General features: G+C 44.0%; 15 protein-coding genes. 3 read left to right on the top strand and 12 right to left on the bottom strand.

Translation table 11 applies throughout. The features are described 5' to 3' along the window. Positions 1-76 precede the first annotated feature (76 nt). The 3 genes from ileS to murJ all read right to left on the bottom strand — a co-directional run bounded on the left by ileS (position 77) and on the right by murJ (position 5,585). The gene (gene ileS / locus AB4209_RS14595) at positions 77-2,953 is read right to left on the bottom strand and encodes an isoleucine--tRNA ligase (RefSeq protein ID WP_017059344.1); all 2,877 of its coding nucleotides are present in this window, start codon (positions 2,951-2,953) and stop codon (positions 77-79) included. Between the two features lie 63 nt (positions 2,954-3,016). Beyond that, positions 3,017-3,952 carry a bifunctional riboflavin kinase/FAD synthetase gene (ribF, locus tag AB4209_RS14590; RefSeq protein ID WP_017062867.1) on the bottom strand — a complete coding sequence of 312 codons (936 nt, stop codon included), beginning with the start codon at positions 3,950-3,952 and terminating at the stop codon, positions 3,017-3,019. 70 nt (positions 3,953-4,022) lie between these two features. After that, positions 4,023-5,585 (bottom strand): murein biosynthesis integral membrane protein MurJ, encoded by a 1,563-nt coding sequence (gene murJ, locus AB4209_RS14585; protein ID WP_032547643.1) that lies wholly within the window; start codon positions 5,583-5,585, stop codon positions 4,023-4,025. Positions 5,586-5,836: 251 nt separating this feature from the next. Here murJ and rpsT point away from each other — a divergent pair, with 251 nt between their 5' ends. Beyond that, positions 5,837-6,097 carry a 30S ribosomal protein S20 gene (gene rpsT / locus AB4209_RS14580; RefSeq protein WP_004739529.1) on the top strand — a complete coding sequence of 87 codons (261 nt, stop codon included), beginning with the start codon at positions 5,837-5,839 and terminating at the stop codon, positions 6,095-6,097. A gap of 285 nt (positions 6,098-6,382) precedes the next feature. On the opposite strand, the gene AB4209_RS14575 is transcribed toward rpsT, so the two are convergent. Both AB4209_RS14575 and nhaR read right to left on the bottom strand, forming a co-directional pair. Further along, on the bottom strand, positions 6,383-6,676 hold the full coding sequence (locus AB4209_RS14575; protein WP_004735028.1) for a metalloregulator ArsR/SmtB family transcription factor: 294 nt from the start codon (positions 6,674-6,676) through the stop codon (positions 6,383-6,385). Between the two features lie 100 nt (positions 6,677-6,776). Next, positions 6,777-7,667: a transcriptional activator NhaR gene (nhaR, locus tag AB4209_RS14570; protein ID WP_017059341.1), complete on the bottom strand. Its 891-nt coding sequence runs from the start codon at positions 7,665-7,667 to the stop codon at positions 6,777-6,779. A gap of 389 nt (positions 7,668-8,056) precedes the next feature. Between nhaR and AB4209_RS14565 the strand changes: the two genes are divergently transcribed. Then, positions 8,057-9,202 carry a Na/Pi symporter gene (locus AB4209_RS14565; protein WP_017059340.1) on the top strand — a complete coding sequence of 382 codons (1,146 nt, stop codon included), beginning with the start codon at positions 8,057-8,059 and terminating at the stop codon, positions 9,200-9,202. A 555-nt stretch (positions 9,203-9,757) separates the two neighbouring features. Here the strand turns inward: AB4209_RS14565 and AB4209_RS14560 are convergent. Genes AB4209_RS14560 through rppH form a run of 5 tightly spaced genes read right to left on the bottom strand, consistent with a single transcriptional unit; the run spans position 9,758 to position 15,068 of the window. After that, on the bottom strand, positions 9,758-10,609 hold the full coding sequence (locus AB4209_RS14560; protein WP_017059339.1) for a thymidylate synthase: 852 nt from the start codon (positions 10,607-10,609) through the stop codon (positions 9,758-9,760). 9 nt (positions 10,610-10,618) lie between these two features. Then, complete coding sequence (gene lgt, locus AB4209_RS14555; RefSeq protein WP_017059338.1) at positions 10,619-11,440, bottom strand: prolipoprotein diacylglyceryl transferase; 822 nt, start codon at positions 11,438-11,440, stop codon at positions 10,619-10,621. A 57-nt stretch (positions 11,441-11,497) separates the two neighbouring features. Next, complete coding sequence (locus AB4209_RS14550) at positions 11,498-12,289, bottom strand: sulfite exporter TauE/SafE family protein (protein ID WP_017059337.1); 792 nt, start codon at positions 12,287-12,289, stop codon at positions 11,498-11,500. 8 nt (positions 12,290-12,297) lie between these two features. Next, a complete protein-coding gene (gene ptsP / locus AB4209_RS14545) occupies positions 12,298-14,547 on the bottom strand; it encodes a phosphoenolpyruvate--protein phosphotransferase (protein ID WP_017059336.1) in 2,250 nt (749 codons plus the stop codon). Between the two features lie 2 nt (positions 14,548-14,549). After that, positions 14,550-15,068 carry an RNA pyrophosphohydrolase gene (gene rppH / locus AB4209_RS14540; protein ID WP_017059335.1) on the bottom strand — a complete coding sequence of 173 codons (519 nt, stop codon included), beginning with the start codon at positions 15,066-15,068 and terminating at the stop codon, positions 14,550-14,552. Between the two features lie 616 nt (positions 15,069-15,684). Between rppH and mutH the strand changes: the two genes are divergently transcribed. Next, a complete protein-coding gene (mutH, locus tag AB4209_RS14535) occupies positions 15,685-16,350 on the top strand; it encodes a DNA mismatch repair endonuclease MutH (RefSeq protein WP_032546406.1) in 666 nt (221 codons plus the stop codon). A gap of 88 nt (positions 16,351-16,438) precedes the next feature. Here mutH and AB4209_RS14530 read toward each other — a convergent pair whose 3' ends face one another. Together AB4209_RS14530 and AB4209_RS14525 are read right to left on the bottom strand one after the other, a co-directional pair. Then, complete coding sequence (locus AB4209_RS14530; protein ID WP_004735016.1) at positions 16,439-16,750, bottom strand: DUF6482 family protein; 312 nt, start codon at positions 16,748-16,750, stop codon at positions 16,439-16,441. Between the two features lie 214 nt (positions 16,751-16,964). Further along, complete coding sequence (locus AB4209_RS14525; RefSeq protein WP_017059332.1) at positions 16,965-17,216, bottom strand: hypothetical protein; 252 nt, start codon at positions 17,214-17,216, stop codon at positions 16,965-16,967. Positions 17,217-17,744 lie beyond the last annotated feature (528 nt).

Genomic DNA, 17,744 nt, shown 5'->3' with positions numbered 1-17,744 from the left:
TTCCTATAACTAAAAATAACCCCAGTTGATACTGGGGCTATGATTTTTACAAAAAGTTCAGTCTTTCTCTGAGTCGTTATGCGAACTTACGCACTTCGCCTTCACCGTCGATGTTCGACACACAACGACCACAAACTTTCTCGTGACCTTCGATAGTGCCTACATCTGGAGTGTGGTGCCAGCAACGGTCACACTTCTCAGCTTCAGTAGCCGCAACTTCAACGAATAGACCAGCAACGTCTGTCGCTTGCGCTGCATCAGACTTCTCGCTCAGTGGCTTAACAACAGCTGCAGAGGTGATAAGTACGAAACGTAGCTCATCTTCTAGCTTGTTGATTTTAGCAGCCAGTGCATCGTCAGCGTATAGAGTAACTTCAGCTTGCAGTGCACCACCGATCGTTTTCTCTTTACGAGCATCTTCAAGAAGCTTGTTCACTGCGCCACGAACAGACTGGATTTCAGTCCAGAATTCGTTGCTTAGCTCTTCGCCTTCTGCAAGACCAAATAGACCTTCGAACCACTCACCTGTGAATACGAACGTGTCGCGCTGCTCTCCAGTTGGTAAAGAGCTTGGCATTTCGTTCCAAATTTCATCTGCAGTGAACGACATGATAGGTGCCATCCAACGAACTAGAGCTTCTACGATGTAGTAAAGCGCCGTTTGACAGCTACGTTGAGCATGGCTGCCCTGCTTCGCTGTGTACTGACGGTCTTTGATTACGTCTAGGTAGAAAGAACCCATTTCGATAGAACAGAACTGCATTAGACGTTGAGTCACACCGTGAGTGTTGTACTCGCCGTATGCTTTAACAATCTCTTCTTGTGCAGCTTGAGCACGGCCAACAGCCCAGCGATCAAGTGCAACCATCTCTTCAGCAGGAACTAGGTCAGTTTCAGGGTTGAAACCGTTCAAGTTCGCTAGGAAGAAACGAGCCGTGTTACGAATACGACGGTAAGCATCCGCTGAACGCTTCAGGATTTCATCAGAAACCGCAACTTCACCCGTGTAGTCTGTAGAAGCAACCCATAGACGCAGGATATCTGCACCTAGCTTGTTGGTTACGTCTTTAGGAGCAACAACGTTACCGATAGATTTAGACATCTTACGGCCGTTACCATCCACTACGAAACCGTGCGTTAGTACTTGCTTGTACGGTGCTTCGTCTTTCATCGCGATAGATGAAATTAGAGAAGACTGGAACCAGCCACGGTGTTGGTCTGAACCTTCAAGGTAAAGATCAGCACTGTGAGTGCGCTCTTCGTTCGGGAAGTTGTACTCTTCACGAGAATCAACAACAGAGAAGTGCGTAACACCTGAGTCGAACCATACGTCTAGCGTATCCATTACTTTTTCGTACTTATCAGCGTCTTCTGCGCCCATAAGTTCAGCAGCGTCTACATCCCACCAAGCTTGAATGCCTTTCTCTTCAACTAGCTTCGCAACTTTTTCAATAAGCGCTGGGCTTTCTGGGTGAAGTTCTGCTGTTTCTTTATGAACAAACAAAGCAATTGGCACACCCCAAGTACGTTGACGAGAGATACACCACTCAGGACGACCTTCAACCATGCCTTCGATACGGCTTTGACCCCATTCAGGCAACCACTCAACACTCTTGATTGACTCTAGTGCTTTAGCACGTAGGCCAGCTTGATCCATAGAGATGAACCATTGTGGTGTTGCGCGGAAGATGATTGGAGTTTTGTGTCTCCAACAGTGTGGGTAGCTGTGCTCGTAAGCGTGGTGATGCAGAAGTGCACCTTTCTCTTTTAGAACTTCTAAAACAGAGTCGTTCGCTTTGAATACGTGCTGACCAGCAAATAGCTCTGTATCTGGCAGGTAAACGCCGTTAGAACCAACTGGGTTAGCGATTTCTAGGTTGTACTTTTTACCAACCACGAAATCTTCTTGACCGTGACCAGGCGCAGTGTGAACCACACCAGTACCTGAATCTGTTGTTACGTGATCGCCAAGAACTGCAGGAACAGTAAAGTCGTAGAACGGGTGGTTGAACTGAGAAAGCTCAAGATCAGCACCTGTAGCAAAACCAAGGTTGTGGAAGTGCTCGATACCTGCACGATCCATTACGTCTTTTGCTAGTTCAGAAGCAACAACGATACGTTGAGCAGGCTGGTCGCCATTCGCTTCAACTTGGATAAGCACGTATTCAAGATCATCACGTAGACATACTGCGCGGTTAGCAGGCAGAGTCCATGGTGTTGTTGTCCAGATAACGATAGAAATTTCGCCTTGACCCGCATGACCTTCAGCTAGAGTAAATTTCTCTAGAAGCGCCGCTTCGTCAGCTGCTGTAAATTTCACATCGATAGATGGAGAAACTTTATCTTTGTATTCAACTTCAGCTTCAGCCAGAGCAGAACCACAATCAGTACACCAGTGAACGGGTTTGAAACCTTTAAGAAGGTGACCTTTATCTGCGATTTTGCCAAGAGAACGAATGATGTTCGCTTCTGTGCCAAAATCCATAGTGCGATAAGGTTTGTCCCACTCGCCCATGATGCCAAGACGTTTGAAGCTCTCTTTCTGACCTTCAACTTGACCCGCAGCGTACTTTCGACACTCTTCGCGGAATTCAGCCGCCGAAATCTTCTGACCAGGCTTACCTTTCTTCTTCTCAACCATTAGCTCGATTGGAAGACCGTGACAGTCCCAACCAGGGATGTACGGTGCATCAAAACCAGAAAGGGTCTTAGATTTGATAATAATGTCTTTAAGAATCTTATTCAGCGCGTGGCCAATGTGAATATCGCCGTTCGCGTATGGAGGGCCATCATGCAGTACGAAAGATTTTTTACCTTTCTTTGCCTTACGGATTTCGCCGTAAAGATCTTCTTTGTACCAACGCTTCAGCATTTCTGGCTCACGATTTGCCAGATTGCCGCGCATTGGGAACCCTGTTTCTGGTAAGTTCAGGGTATCTTTATAATCACTCATCGATTCTTAATTCCGTTATATTGGGCGAAGTTAGACATTATGTTAATCGGTGGAATCATCCGATTAATTCTTTAGCTGAAGCAGCCACACCCTTGCGGCTTCAGCATCCAATTCTATTTGATTCTTTAGTGCGTCGAACGATTCAAATTTTATCTCGTCGCGCAGTTTGTGCAAAAGTCGTACTTCTAACTGTTTACCATATAAATTGGCTTTAAAGTCAAAAAAATGCACTTCCAATTGCTGCCTTACCCCATTAACTGTTGGTCGTTGTCCAATATTAGCAACGCCACCGACAGGAACACCGTCGATATCCAAAGCTTCAACAACATACACTCCCGATACAGGAGAAACACAACGCTTTAATGGAATATTAGCGGTAGGGAAACCGATAGTTCTCCCTAGTTTTCGACCATGGGACACTCGACCACTAATACTGTAATCACGTCCTAACATGGTAGCACTTGCAGCCAAGTCATCGACCGCTAATGCATTTCGTATCTCAGTACTGCTTACTCGTAATTGGTTTAAGCAATAGCTTTGGGTGCTGACCACCTCAAAACCGTACTTCTCGCCCGCCTCTTTGAGCATAGCGAAATTACCGGTACGACCTTTACCAAAGCAAAAATCGTCACCAACCACCAAGAACTTCACACCAAGCTTATCAACCAAAAGATCCTTAATGAATGCTTCCGCGGATAAACTTGCAAAATACTGATTAAAATTAACACACAATAAGCGACTGATATCTAGCTTACTCAGTTGCACGTATTTGTCTCGTAAACGAGTTAAACGTGCTGGCGCTCTATCTCGGGCAAACAGCTCCATAGGCTGCGGTTCAAACGTCATAACAACAGAAGGTAGCCCTAATGCTGCAGCTTGTTTAGAAACCTGACTCAAAACCTCTTGATGTCCTAAATGAACACCATCGAAGTTACCTATGGTTAATACACAGCCATGATGCTGCGCTTTAATATTGTGTATACCTCGGATCAGTTCCATTATGATCAGCTAAAACCTGTTATTTGCATCATTTATTGTGTGAAACCGACGGATTATATACTAATCAGTATTAATCTGTCGCTGCTTTTAAATGTTTTACTCGGATACCTAAAATCAGTACCGAAACAATATAAACAAAGCCACCAAGTCCAATCAAGCCAGTTAATGTCAGCGCTCTCTGGCTAAAGCTCCATTCAAGCCAATGTTGCATATTATCCAGCTGCCATAAAATAGCCGCTACCATCACCACACCTGAGATAATTAATTTGGCACTGAACAACAAGGTTGTCTTAGTTAATTGATACACACCCGCAAGGTGCAATCCTCGATATAACAAGGCCATATTCACAAAGGCAGACAGTGCCGTCGCAATCGCCAAACCCACATAGCCATAAAAACAAGCAAAGATCGCGTTAAACACCATATTGGTCACCATAGCGATAATGCCGTACTTAACCGGTGTTTTGGTATCTTGGCGAGAGTAATAGCCCGGAGCTAAAACTTTAATCAGCATGAAATTAAGCAAGCCTGATGCGTAAGCTACCAATGACATCGATGCTTGCTGTACATCGTGTGGAGAGAACTCACCACGCATAAATAGCACCATCAACATGGGTTTAGCTAAAACGATAAGACCTAACATCGCAGGAATACCAAGCAGCAACACCATGCGCACGCCCCAATCCATGGTATGCGCGAACCCTTCCCCTTGAGCATCTACGTGTTTACGAGACAAAGCAGGAAGAATCACAGTCGCAATCGCGATACCGAATAAACCGAGAGGAAATTCAAGCAGTCGGTCTGAGTAGTACAACCAACTGATAGAGCCTGTTGCGAGGAAGCTGGCAATAAAGGTATCAAACAATAAGTTGATTTGGCTGACCGATACACCGAACAGAGCAGGGATCATTAATGTGCGGATCTTAACCACACCCGGGTCTCTCCATCCCCACTTCGGCTTAACCAACACACCCGCTTTGATCAAGAAAGGCATTTGGAAAAGGAATTGGACTAAGCCACCAAGAAACACACCAATAGCCAAACCAATTTCTGGTTGTTCTAAATTAGGTGAGATAAACCATGCAGCGCCTATGATCATCACGTTCAAGAACACAGGAGTAAAAGAAGAGACCGCAAATTTACCTAATGTATTAAGAATGGCACCAGATAAAGCGACGAAGGTGATAAACCATAAATAAGGAAAGGTAATCTTGAGCATAAAGCTCGCTAGCTCAAATTTGGGTGCTGATGGGCCATCATTTAGCCAGTCGATAAACCAACCCGCACCAAACATCGCGGTGATCACGCCAGAGCCCAATACCCCGATGACGGTGACAATAGAAACTAAAACCCCGAGCGTCCCCGACACCTTAGCAATTAAATCTCGTGTCTTATCTTTATCACCTGCGGCGTGATATTCCGTTAATACAGGAACAAACGCTTGAGAAAACGCACCTTCTGCAAAAAGTCGACGTAAGAAATTAGGAATTTTATTAGCGAAGAAAAATACGTCGGCACTCGCTCCTGCCCCCATCAAATTTGCTACTACTACATCACGTACTAGCCCCAATACACGGGAAACAAAAGTCATTGCGCTGACAATCAGGCCTGACTTTAATAGTCGTTTACTCACAGAAACCTCTGACACTGGTTGATTACTTTCAAGCGAGGATAAATACTATCCTGTCCTAAGAAGCATATTTATTAGCATTGGTCTAAAAATGCTGTTAGAATCCCCGCCATCTTAACCGCGATGACCTTTCCATACCAAAGTTTGTTTGGCTACGATTGGTTTTTGCACAAATCATTTGACAATTAAGCGCTAATGAGGGATAGTCCTCGCCCTTAAATTGTCACCGAACTAAGTTTTTGGGAGTTAGACCCTTGGCAAACAGTAAATCTGCTAAGAAGCGCGCTATCCAAGCTGAGAAACGTCGCCAGCACAATGCTAGCCGTCGTTCTATGATGCGCACTTACATGAAAAAGACTATCGCAGCTATCGCAGCTGGTGATAAAGAAGCTGCAACTGCTGCTCTTGTAGAAGTTACACCACTTCTTGACCGTATGGCGACTAAAGGCCTTATTCATAAGAATAAAGCTGCACGTCATAAGTCTCGTTTCGCTGCTGCAATCAAAGCTCTTTAATAGAAATTTGATTACAACGCAAAACGAAAAAAACCGGCCTAGGCCGGTTTTTTTATATCTAAATTTTGAGTAACGCTTTTATTTTACGTGCTAACAGCCGTTTTTCTGACCGATAAACAATTTAAGCAGATAGATAAAACAAACAATCAGAAAAATAAATAGAGAAGCAAATTGGTACGTAGATAGGTAGATAGATAGGTAAACACTAACGTTCAATGTGAAATGCTAACACTTCCTTGTGTCATTCTATCGCTGATAAGAAATCCCCCTCCCACCAGCAATAAGCTACTTGCAGTAAATACCATGCAGTAGGTTAATCATCGCTTTTACTTCTTCACTACTCAATGTGTAATACACAGTTTGAGCTTCTTTGCGAGTTTCGACCAAACCATCTCTTCTCAACCAAGCAAGATGTTGAGATAAAGCAGACTGACTCAGTTCCAACTTGCCACACAACTCCCCAACCGACAGTTCAGTGCCATGTAATAGGCACAAAATCTGTAAGCGACGCTCGTTAGCCATGGCTTTGAGTAGAATCACAGCTTGTGCTGAGTTCTTCTCCATCTCTTTTAAGTTCATAGTTTGGCTCCCTACAACCTTTACGCCAACTACGGGCTATCAGTATTTCCGGCATATTGCGGAGTTATGATAATCGATATCAATTCATTAACAAACTATCTCACTCGAACAATTTGCTAAAATCTGCGTCACATACGTTTTTTACTGCTGGATGTTGGATCATCCTCTCAGCAAATATGACGTAGTACTCCTCTTTTAACTCTTCAATACCGCCTAATAGTTGCAGTGATGTGTCGTCTTCCACTTCAGACATATAAATCGTCGGTGCTAAAAATATTACGTCATGATGGTAACGAGCAAAAGCCTTCATCAATGCGGCATCATCAAACTCACCTAAAATATCTGGCTTAAGCCCTTGTCTATCAAACCATTGCAGCACTTTACGACCCATTGAGGTTCGGCTGCCAGGGATCAAAAGCTTTCTTTGCTCCAATACAGCAGGGAAATTAACCCCTTCAACCTGACCTGAACTAAAAAAGCTCATTCCACTCTCACCCAGCTTTTTACTGAACAGGCCCGGGCTTTGACTAGAGTCCACCGGACAGTCAGACAAAATCATATCGAGCTTATGTTGAGAGAGTTGCTCAAGTAGCATTTCATGGGTCGATTCAAAACAGCGCAAGTGAATGCTGTTATCTGGAGGGATGGTCGACATCAGTATCTTACTGACGAGTCTTTTAGAGAGCGCATCCGCGACGCCAACATCAAACAGAATATTGGAGTGCTGGCTGTAATTCACGATGTCCAGCATCTCGTAACTCAGGCCAAACATACGATCGGCATATTTAAAGACCAGTTGCCCAAGCTCTGTAGGCTCAACACTTCGGCCATTACGCTTGGTCAACTTGCCATCCATGCGTTCTTCTAAGGCTTTTATCTGCCCCGTTACCGTTTGTGGTGTTAGGAATAGGGCTTCTGCAGCTTTAGTAACAGAGCCTTGCTTGCAAACCATCCAGAAGTAATACAGATGGTTGTAGTTGAGATGCGACATAGATGTGCCGTAATAAAAGAGTAGATACCCTTTTATATCAAATATGACACCGCCACTCAACAAACTCGGAAAAACCTAACCAAACATAGATTTACCACTTATTTTTTCGAAGTGTCTGATTTCATAATGTAATATTTCATCGATTATTTTCAATTTTTTTCTAACTTTTAAGATCTATATCACCTATAGAATTTCCATTAAAAAACAATTTAAAACAACAACTTAAAACAACCACATTAGCAATTGGAATATTTAAAGAGTAAATCATCACAAAAAAGTCGCACCTAAACCAAAATGTAATATTACTGAAATATTTCCCCTCTAACATCACGCTCAGATTAAACAAACAGACCAAACACAGACTTAAACGGTCCAATGGAGAAAACATTATGAACCAAGCTACTACTGCAGCAGCGCCTATCTCGAGCACTACTCGTTGGCTACGCTGGGCTAACTTGGCATTCATGCTTTACCTACTATTACTTTCAGTTTCAATGGTTGGTACAGGCTTCAAATGGGCAACAGGCGAGCAAGCAAAGGTTCTTTTCGAATTTGCTTCACACCCAGTTGCAGGCTTAATGATTGGTTTAGTAGCAACAGCGCTTATTCAATCATCAAGTACAGTTACTTCAATTATCGTTGGCCTTGTGGCAGGTGGTTTACCTGTTGAGCTAGCAATTCCTATGATCATGGGTGCTAACATTGGTACTACGGTAACCAATACGCTAGTTAGCCTTGGTCACGTTCGTTGTAAAGAAGAGTTCAAACGTGCATTCGCAAGTGCGACAATCCACGACTTCTTTAACCTATTAGCCGTTGCTATCTTCCTACCACTAGAGATGGCGTTTGGAATTCTAGAGAAAATTTCTCACTGGTTAGTATCACCGATGCTAGCAACAGGTGATATGAGCATGGGTGGTCTTAACTTCATCAAGCCAATCACTAAGCCTGTTGTAAGTGCGATTAAAGAACCACTATCAACGTTTGGCGACACTGTTGGCGGCATCATGCTTATCGCTCTAGGTATCGCAACTATCTTCGTAGCTATTACTGTAATGGGTAAGCTGATGAAGAGCCTAATGGTTGGTCGTGCTCGTGAGATTCTAAAGAACGCAATCGGTCGTGGTCCAATCCACGGTATCGCTTCTGGCTCTATCGTGACTATCCTTGTTCAGTCTTCTTCTACGACAACAAGCTTGATGGTTCCACTAGTAGGTTCAGGTGTTCTTAAAGTACGTGACGTTTACCCATTCACTCTGGGTGCAAACATCGGTACATGTATTACGGCTCTACTTGCAGCTACAGCAGTGTCTGGTGAGTTCGCAGTATTCGCACTACAAATTGCTCTAGTACACTTGGTGTTCAACATCATGTCAACGGTATTCATCTTCGGTATCCCGTTCCTACGTGAACTTCCAGTTAAAGCGGCAGACATGATTTCAGACATGGCTGTGAAGAACAAAGCTGTAGTGGCTGGTTACCTTGTTGCGGTATTCCTTGTACTGCCTGGTAGCGTGTTAGCTCTTACCGCTTAATAGCAAAATAAACATCGCTTATAGCAAAGCCCGCTACCTCCTAGGTTGCGGGCTTTTTCTTTTTAAGAGCAGATACGGGATTCGGGTAAACGAGTAACGAAGAGCTAAAATCAAATTCGAGATATGAGTAAGCTTGTGACAAGAGCTGAAACTGATACGATATAAGAGTAAATCGGTAAGGTAAGCATTACTCACCAAAGAAGTCCGTTCTAGCTCTTCGTATCCCGCATCTCGTTTACCCGCATCTATATATTTCCGTCATTCCCTACAGCGAGGAACGAGCGTGATAGGGAATCCCACAAACACACCACGAAAGAGACTCCCAACTCCTTCCTTCGTCAGTCTAGGGAATGATGAATCGAAAAAAGATTCGAGATGCGTGTAAGCGAGTATCGAAGAGAAAGAGCCAATGCGCGTTGAGAGTATACGAGTAACATAAAGCATCACACAGCATATGATTTCTCTGCTCTTCGAATCTCGATTACTCGTCACTGTAACTTAGATACAAAAAAGGCTGCACAGAGGCAGCCTTTCAATCAAACAAAGCGAGTGAGATTAAACCGAGAATGGGTACTTAATCGCTTCGTGGCATTCGTAACCTTCAACCCAGAAGTCATCCATCGTTACCCATGTTTCCAAATCTTCTAGAGACTTAATCTGAGGATTGATATGGAATGTTGGGCCAGCTAACGGCTCACGCTTTAACTGGATATCACGCATAGGTGCAAGTTGATCTTCGTAAATATGAGCATTTACTAGCTTATGGTAAGCCACGCCAGCTTTCTTACCCGTGATTTGCGCCATGATAGCTAGGAAGACATACACTTGAACCATGTTGAAGTTCAGGCCTAGGGGTACATCGCAAGAGCGCTGAGTGCTGTTTAGGTACAGAGTATCACCAAGTAGTGAGAAGTGATGGCTGTACATACACGGACGCAAACATCCCATGTGGAACTCACCTGGGTTGTAGAAGTTTAAGATCTCGCCGCGGTCATCAATACCGTTAGTTAGATCATCAACAATCTTCTTCAGTTGGTCGATATGACCGCCGTCAGGTTTTGCCCATGCACGTCCTTGAACGCCATAAACACGGCCCATGTCATCTTCACCCTTGCGGTAAGGGTTATTCAGCCATGCTTCATTCAGGTTAGAATTCGCATCCCAAGTTTTAGTCCCTAGCTTACGAAAATCTTCAGCATTGTCGTAACCACGGATATAGCCAAGCAGCTCAGCAACTGCGGCTTTCCAAAAACTCTTACGCGTTGTTACCAGTGGGAATTGGTTATTACCAACATCATATTCAAGGTCAGCATTGATCACGGTTAGGCAACGCTTGCCCGTGCGTTCATTTTCAATCCAAGTACCGTCATCAACGATACGCTGACAGAGATCTAAATACTGTTTCACACCAATTCCTTACTTCGTTTGTTGTGGTAATTCGTCTTTGTAGTGACCACGCTTGTATGCCCACACCATCATCAGCACACCGATGATAACCATTGGCAGTGACAAAATTTGTCCCATAGAGATAAATCCACCGAACAAACCTAGGTGAGCATCAGGTTCACGTACGTATTCTACTAAGAAGCGGAATGTACCATATCCAGCTAGGAATAACCCTGATACAGAACCAAGAGGACGCGGCTTTTTGATAAACCAGTTCAAGATGAAGAACAGCACGATACCTTCAAGCGCCATCTCGTAAAGTTGAGATGGGTGACGAGGAAGTGGACCACCGTTAGGGAACACAATCGCCCATGGCACATCAGTCACACGGCCCCAAAGCTCGCTGTTCATGAAGTTACCTAGACGGCCCATACCTAAACCAAATGGGACGAGTGGTGCAATCATGTCTGCCACGCCAAAGAAGGTGCGACCATTCTTTTTCGCATACCAGAACATTGCGGTGATAACACCCAGCAAGCCACCGTGGAAAGACATACCGCCAGTCCATACCTTAAATAGGTACAGTGGGTCTGCTAGGAAAAGGTCAAAGTTGTAGAAAAGTACGTAGCCAATACGACCACCCAACACCACACCTAGAAAGCCAGCAAACAGTAAGTCTGATACTTGCTCTCGAGTCCAACCACTACCCGGTTGATCAGCTCGGCGATTTGCTAACCAAAGAGCAAACATAAAACCGACAAGGTACATTAGGCCGTACCAACGAACTGAGATTGGTCCTAGTTCAATAAGAACAGGATCGATATTTGGGAATTCGATAAAACCCTGAGACATACTTGGCTCTCTATCTAAATTGATTAACGGTTAGCTCAATGACTAACAGAAAAGACACTACAGCAGCATTGTGGCTGCTATAAACATTAAAAATACCGCAAAGAATTTCTTCAGCACAGGGGTTGGCAATTGAGTGGCCAGTTTCGCACCCACTCGAGTGGTCAAAACTGAGGTACAAGATATCGCGATCAAAGCCGGTAGATAAACATAACCCAAGCTATACGCAGGAAGATCATCGACAGAAGATCCATGCCAAATGAAACCTAGCATTCCCGAAATCGCGATAACACAACCGCATACCGAAGATGAGCCGACGGCTTTACGCATTTCCACACCGTGATGGTTAAGGAAAGGTACCGATAAAGACCCACCGCCAATGCCCGCTAAGCTTGATACCAAACCAATCCCGCCGCCACACAACACGGTTTTAGCTGAACCCGGCATCGATTTTTGGCTCTTGGAGCGAATCGACAATAGCATTTGCAACGCCAACACCAAAACAATCACACCAAAGACTTTTGGTAAGTATTGAGCTGGAATTACATCGGCCACGAAAGAGCCGAGGAAGCCACCTATCACCACACCTGGCATCAACCATTTAACGACAAACATCTCTACGTTACCCAACTTTAGATGGTTAATCGCAGACGATCCCGACGTAACGATGATGGTTGATAGCGAAGTAGCCAATGCCATTTGCATCGCAAACTCTTGGGGGATACCCGCTTTAGGAAGCAAAAACAGTAAGGCAGGAACAACCAGCAAACCACCACCAATGCCTAGCAAGCCTGCTAAAACACCAACAATAGCACCAAGGCCCGCTAACAAGCCTATCAGTTCATATGACACGTTAAATCCTATTTTTTACCTGCTCGAATGAAGCCTGTAAATTCACGCTCTTCGAAATAGTTCAGCATCATACTATAGATGTCACTACCATACGGTTTTGAAAGTGCCTTATTTGCCAAATCCTGTAATTCAGCCAAGTTCGATTGACGAATCAAATATTTGGTTCTTGCGACATTCGAGGTATTCATACTTAACGTCTCATACCCCAATCCAATCAATAGCAGCGCGCCCATCGGGTCACCGGCTAACTCGCCACAAATACAAACAGGTAATTGATATTGCTTACAAGTATCATGAATTTGTTTTAATGCCATGATCACCGCAGGGTGCATTGATTCATAGACATCGGATACTCGTGAATTGTTCCGATCAACCGCTAATAAATATTGGGTTAAGTCGTTGGTACCGACTGAAACAAAGTCGACCTTATGCGCAATCAGCGGCAGTATGTACAGCATGGATGGCACTTCAATCATGATACCAACGCGAGGCATACGCACTCGGTTATCAAGCTCATGCACTTCATCATACGCTTGTTCAATCAACTGTAGCGCGTCATCCAACTCCTGTGCACCAGAGATCATCGGCAGCAAAATACTCAAGTTATGGCTTTCACAGCTCGCACGTAGCATGGCACGTAACTGAATAATAAAGATGTCAGGATGATCGAGCGTAAACCGAATACCACGCCAACCAAGGAATGGATTGTCCTCTTCGATAGGAAAATACGGTAAGGCCTTATCACCACCGATATCGAGTGTACGCATCACCACTTGTTTCTCTGGGTAGCTTGCCAGTACAGAACGATACTGCTTGAATTGTTCATCCTCTGACGGGAATCTTTGCTGCAACAAGAAAGAAATTTCAGTTCGATACAGCCCTACGCCATCAACGCCTTGGTTGATAGCGATGTTAGTGTCTGCACTTAAACCCGCATTAAGCAGAATCTCGACTTGCTTGTTGTCTTGCGTTTTTGCCGGTAGGTACAGCTCGCGATTGACCATAGAGGAGAGCTCACTCTCTTCTAGAATCAGCCCTCGATACTCTTTGAGCAGGCTTTTAGTCGGCTCAATAAAGATCTCACCGCTATACCCATCAACAATCGCTCGCTTGCCATTAGCTTGAGCTAGGTTGAGGTTTACCCCCATGACGGAAGGTATGCCAAGCGCTCGAGATAAAATCGCTGCGTGCGAGTTCGCCGCCCCTTCCAAGGAAATCACCGCTAAGAGCTTTTCTTTGGGAATAGACGCTAATACCGAAGCGGTTAACTCACGAACCACTAGGATAATCGGCTTATCTAACGTGCGAAGTTCATGTTCAGAGTTGTGGAGGAAATAGAGCAGCCTTTGTCCGAGCTCTCGGATGTCTTGTGCTCTCTCACGAAGATACACGTCCGACATACGAGCAAAGCGATTAGAATAACTCTCTACAACCTGTCTTAGTGCCCAATCGGCTTTATCGCCTTTCTGGATTTGGCTTTTTAGATCCTTACGCAGCATAGGATCGTTGAGTAAGTGAGTAAACAGGTCAAAGATCGCCAACGCATCTTTATTGATTTCGCTATCTAAGCGCTTTCGCATGCGCTTAAAGTCATTGAGGGCGTTTTCAACCGCTACCGCCAACAACTCATGCTCTCTCTCTATATTGAGCGTCGAAGCAGGATAAACATCGGTGAGTTCAGGCTGAGTGTTGTCCCACCATAAGTCACCAATCGCCACGCCCGATGAAGCTGCAATACCTTTAGTAGCCGGTAGCTTCTGTTGCTCTAACAGCCAATGGCCTTGAGTTTGGGCGTGCGCCACAATAACGGCAAGTTGTGCAGAGAGCGTGACAAGGAAGGATTCTTCCATCTCACTAAATAAACGTGGGGTCTTCTGTTGAATGACCAATACACCGAGCACTTGCTTGCGGTGGATAATCGGAGTACCGAGAAAAGAGTGATAGACGTTTTCTCCAAGCTCTGGAAAAAACTTATAAGCAGGGTGAGCAGACGCTTGTGCAAGGTTGATAGGTTCAGCACTTCTTTTAACAAGGCCAACCAGACCTTCGTCAAAACCAATGTGAATGCTATTGCCTTTGAAGATCAGGCCTTGAGTTGCCATCAACTCAAGGCGCTGCATATCATTATTTGCCAAATACACGGTGCAACATTCCGTCTGCATCGCACTGCATGTCTCTTTAACCAAAATATCAAGAGCCGTCGACACATCTTCAACTCTTGATACGTGTTCAACTATTTCCCTTAGTTGACTGAGCATGCTTAACCTCTACGCAATTTGCGCTTTCCTTTTATTTTTCGCTCTTTAAACGGCATTGCTAAAGATGCGAACTCTTTCATCGCTCGACGGTAAACATCTCGCTTGAAAGAAACAACTTGTCGAACTGGGTACCAGTAACTCACCCAACGCCAACCATCAAACTCAGGTGTACTTCCACGCTGCATATTGATATGCGATTCATCGCAATCTAAGCGCAAAAGGAACCACTTCTGTTTTTGTCCAATACAGACAGGTTTAGAATCCCACCGAACCAGTCGTTTGGGTAGCTTGTAGCGTAACCAATGACGACTTGTCGCGACGATCTTTACATCCTTTTTAGTAAGGCCAACCTCTTCATACAACTCGCGGTACATTGCCTGTTCCGGAGTCTCACCTTCATCTATTCCCCCTTGAGGGAATTGCCATGAATGTTGCCCGTATCGTTTAGCCCAGAAGACCTGACCATGGTTGTTACAGATTACAATACCAACATTTAATCGGTAACCATCGCCATCTATCACTGGCCAACCTCTATCTAAATTTTTAATTACTCTGATTTTTCCACATATCCCCAATCGGAGCAAACTTAGTGACGTGATAAGCGCTATATTTATGAATAATAACTAGGAATATGGATAAGTTTTGCTCAAATTCTAGTTACCCACACAATAGTGAGACATAGACCACATTTATTCACCTTTTCTGTGAATAACTATGTGAAGAATTACCCGCAATCGTTTTTTTTAATCCATAGATTCATCAACACCAAAAACAACAAATCAGTCAAAATAATTTTATTATTATATAAATCAGTAAATTAAAATAACATTCTAGTTTTAAAAAACATTAGAAATGTAAAAGATCTTTCAGAAACCTGACATGGTTAAAGATCAACCACTCCGATGTTTATCCACACTACTAAGTGAAAGATTCATTTTGAACCCCATTTGGCAAGCATTTTATCCACCATAAACCCCTGTTTATTTATCCACTAAATTAATATTTCAATTAATTACCTTTATGTCCTGTGGATAACCCTGAGTTTGATCCCTTTTCTCGTAAGGAGATCATTTCTTAACCAGTCGTCATATGGTGATAACTTCTGATAAAATCATTTTTTTGATCATGCCTTTTATTATGAAACCAGAACCACAAACACAACAAGAGCTGTTAGAGCGCGCGTATGCCATCGCCGGAATGACCTTTAAAGAGCTCGCTGACGAAGCTGAGATGGTGATGCCAAACGACCTTAAGCGTGATAAAGGCTGGGTTGGGCAGCTATTGGAATGGCACTTGGGTGCACCTGCAGGCAGTAAGCCAGAACAAGATTTTGCCAAGCTCGGTATCGAGCTAAAAAGCATTCCGATTAGCTACTCTGGCAAGCCACTCGAAACCACCTTTGTGTGTGTTGCTCCTTTGATGGGTGTGCAAGGCATAACTTGGGAAACCAGCCACGTTCGAAACAAGCTGTCTAAGGTGTTGTGGATCCCTGTCGAGGGAGAAAGAGAGATCCCGCTAGCAGAGAGGCATGTAGGATCCCCATTATTATGGACACCTAGCCAAGCTGAAGACGAACTCTTGAAGCGAGATTGGGAAGAACTGATGGAGTTGATCGTTTTAGGCAATGTTGAACAGATAACAGCAAGACACGGTGAAGCACTGCATTTACGTCCGAAGGCTGCTAACAGTCGTGTGTTAACGGAAGCTTACGGTGCAAGCGGAAAACCTATCAAAACTAAACCACGTGGTTTCTATCTGCGAACTCAATTCACCCATAAATTACTGACAACACATTACGCATAGATCGTTTAATCGAGCCTCGATAGCCAAAACTATCAGTGCGTTAAAAAACAGTCTGGAATTAGAATCAATATCTCGCTACCAACGCCTCTTAATGAGGTTTGAGCGCCAGTTCAATATCACAGTAGCTTTGGCTTGGCTCATTACCAAACTCATCATAGGCGTTGTGTAAGCGAAGATACGCCTTTTCAAAGCCGAGCCGGAGTAACTCCTCTTTCACTTGATCCAAGGATCCAAAGTGAAGCGGCTCGCCGTCTTGCTTTACCGGTTCTAGCTTATGTTTGTACTCCACCGCCAATAGATATTCTGAAATATCAGAACAGCCAATAACGTACACTTTGGGTGTTTGATAAGAGTCTTTGTGCTCTCCATGTAACCACATGTCTAACTGATGCTTTTGCATAACCGGCCTCCCTTGCTCTCTATAGCTTAGTAGAACTCTATTTCTTTACTAGATAACGACTTAAAAAAGCACAGATCTCGGCTTAAAAAAGCAAAAAAGAGAAGCAAGCGCTTCTCTTTTTTGGCCAGTTCTAGTTCAAAAGTTTGCACTTTCGACGCCATAACTATCACTGTTAATTATCTTAGGGGTTGAAAGGTGCTATCAACCCCGCAGATTACGTCGGTATTCGCGCACTTAAGACACGACGAAGGTGACGTACTCGACGTTCAATCGTGACGACTTCTGGTTCAGAAAAACCAATCGGTCGACCGTCAGCTTCAAGACCAATATCTCTTAATAAGTGAGTATTGTTCCACGGCAGCTCATATGAACTACGACGAACTTTTCGTTGCCATTCGCGCTCTTCACGACGAAGATCGGCACGGATAAGGACTGTTGCTAATTTTAAATATACTGAGTGACGCATAATAACTCTCCAGTTGTTGAGTCAACTGAGGAAAAATAGCGTGTTAGATAGTATGAGGGCTTCTCACTTAGCTGCTATTTTTCCGCAGCCAAATAAGGATACGGATCTATTAGTTAGGTTTATCTTGGGTGTTTCGATCGGCCATGGCTGATGTTTGTGACATAACAGTCACCATGTCAGAACACGGATCAAACGACGCGCAAATATGCTGTATAAAATCGAAATGTTTCATTTGCGCCTCCAAGCTAACTAAGAAATCCAAAAAGAAATGGGGTAGTGAAAGCAGACAAGTCTTTGTTAAAACGCTGCTTTCACGGTTAAAGTCTAACCAAGTGAGTATATTATTCAACCGCTAATTGGCTCACATTTTTAAAACAATGCATTCACCTGGAATATCAGTTGCATATTCATTTATATATAAGATATTCACTATTATTATATAAAATCACAGAACATATCTCTTAGTGACCTAGGGGGCATCTCTCAATTGTTCGAATGTGAACACAGCGACTAAATCGAGTAGGAGGA

The sequence above is a fragment of the Vibrio sp. 10N.286.48.C11 genome, from assembly GCF_041469805.1.
Classification (GTDB): domain Bacteria; phylum Pseudomonadota; class Gammaproteobacteria; order Enterobacterales; family Vibrionaceae; genus Vibrio; species Vibrio crassostreae_C.
The sequence above is the reverse complement of the archived record's forward strand: the minus strand, read 5'-3'. Positions and strand labels throughout refer to the sequence as shown.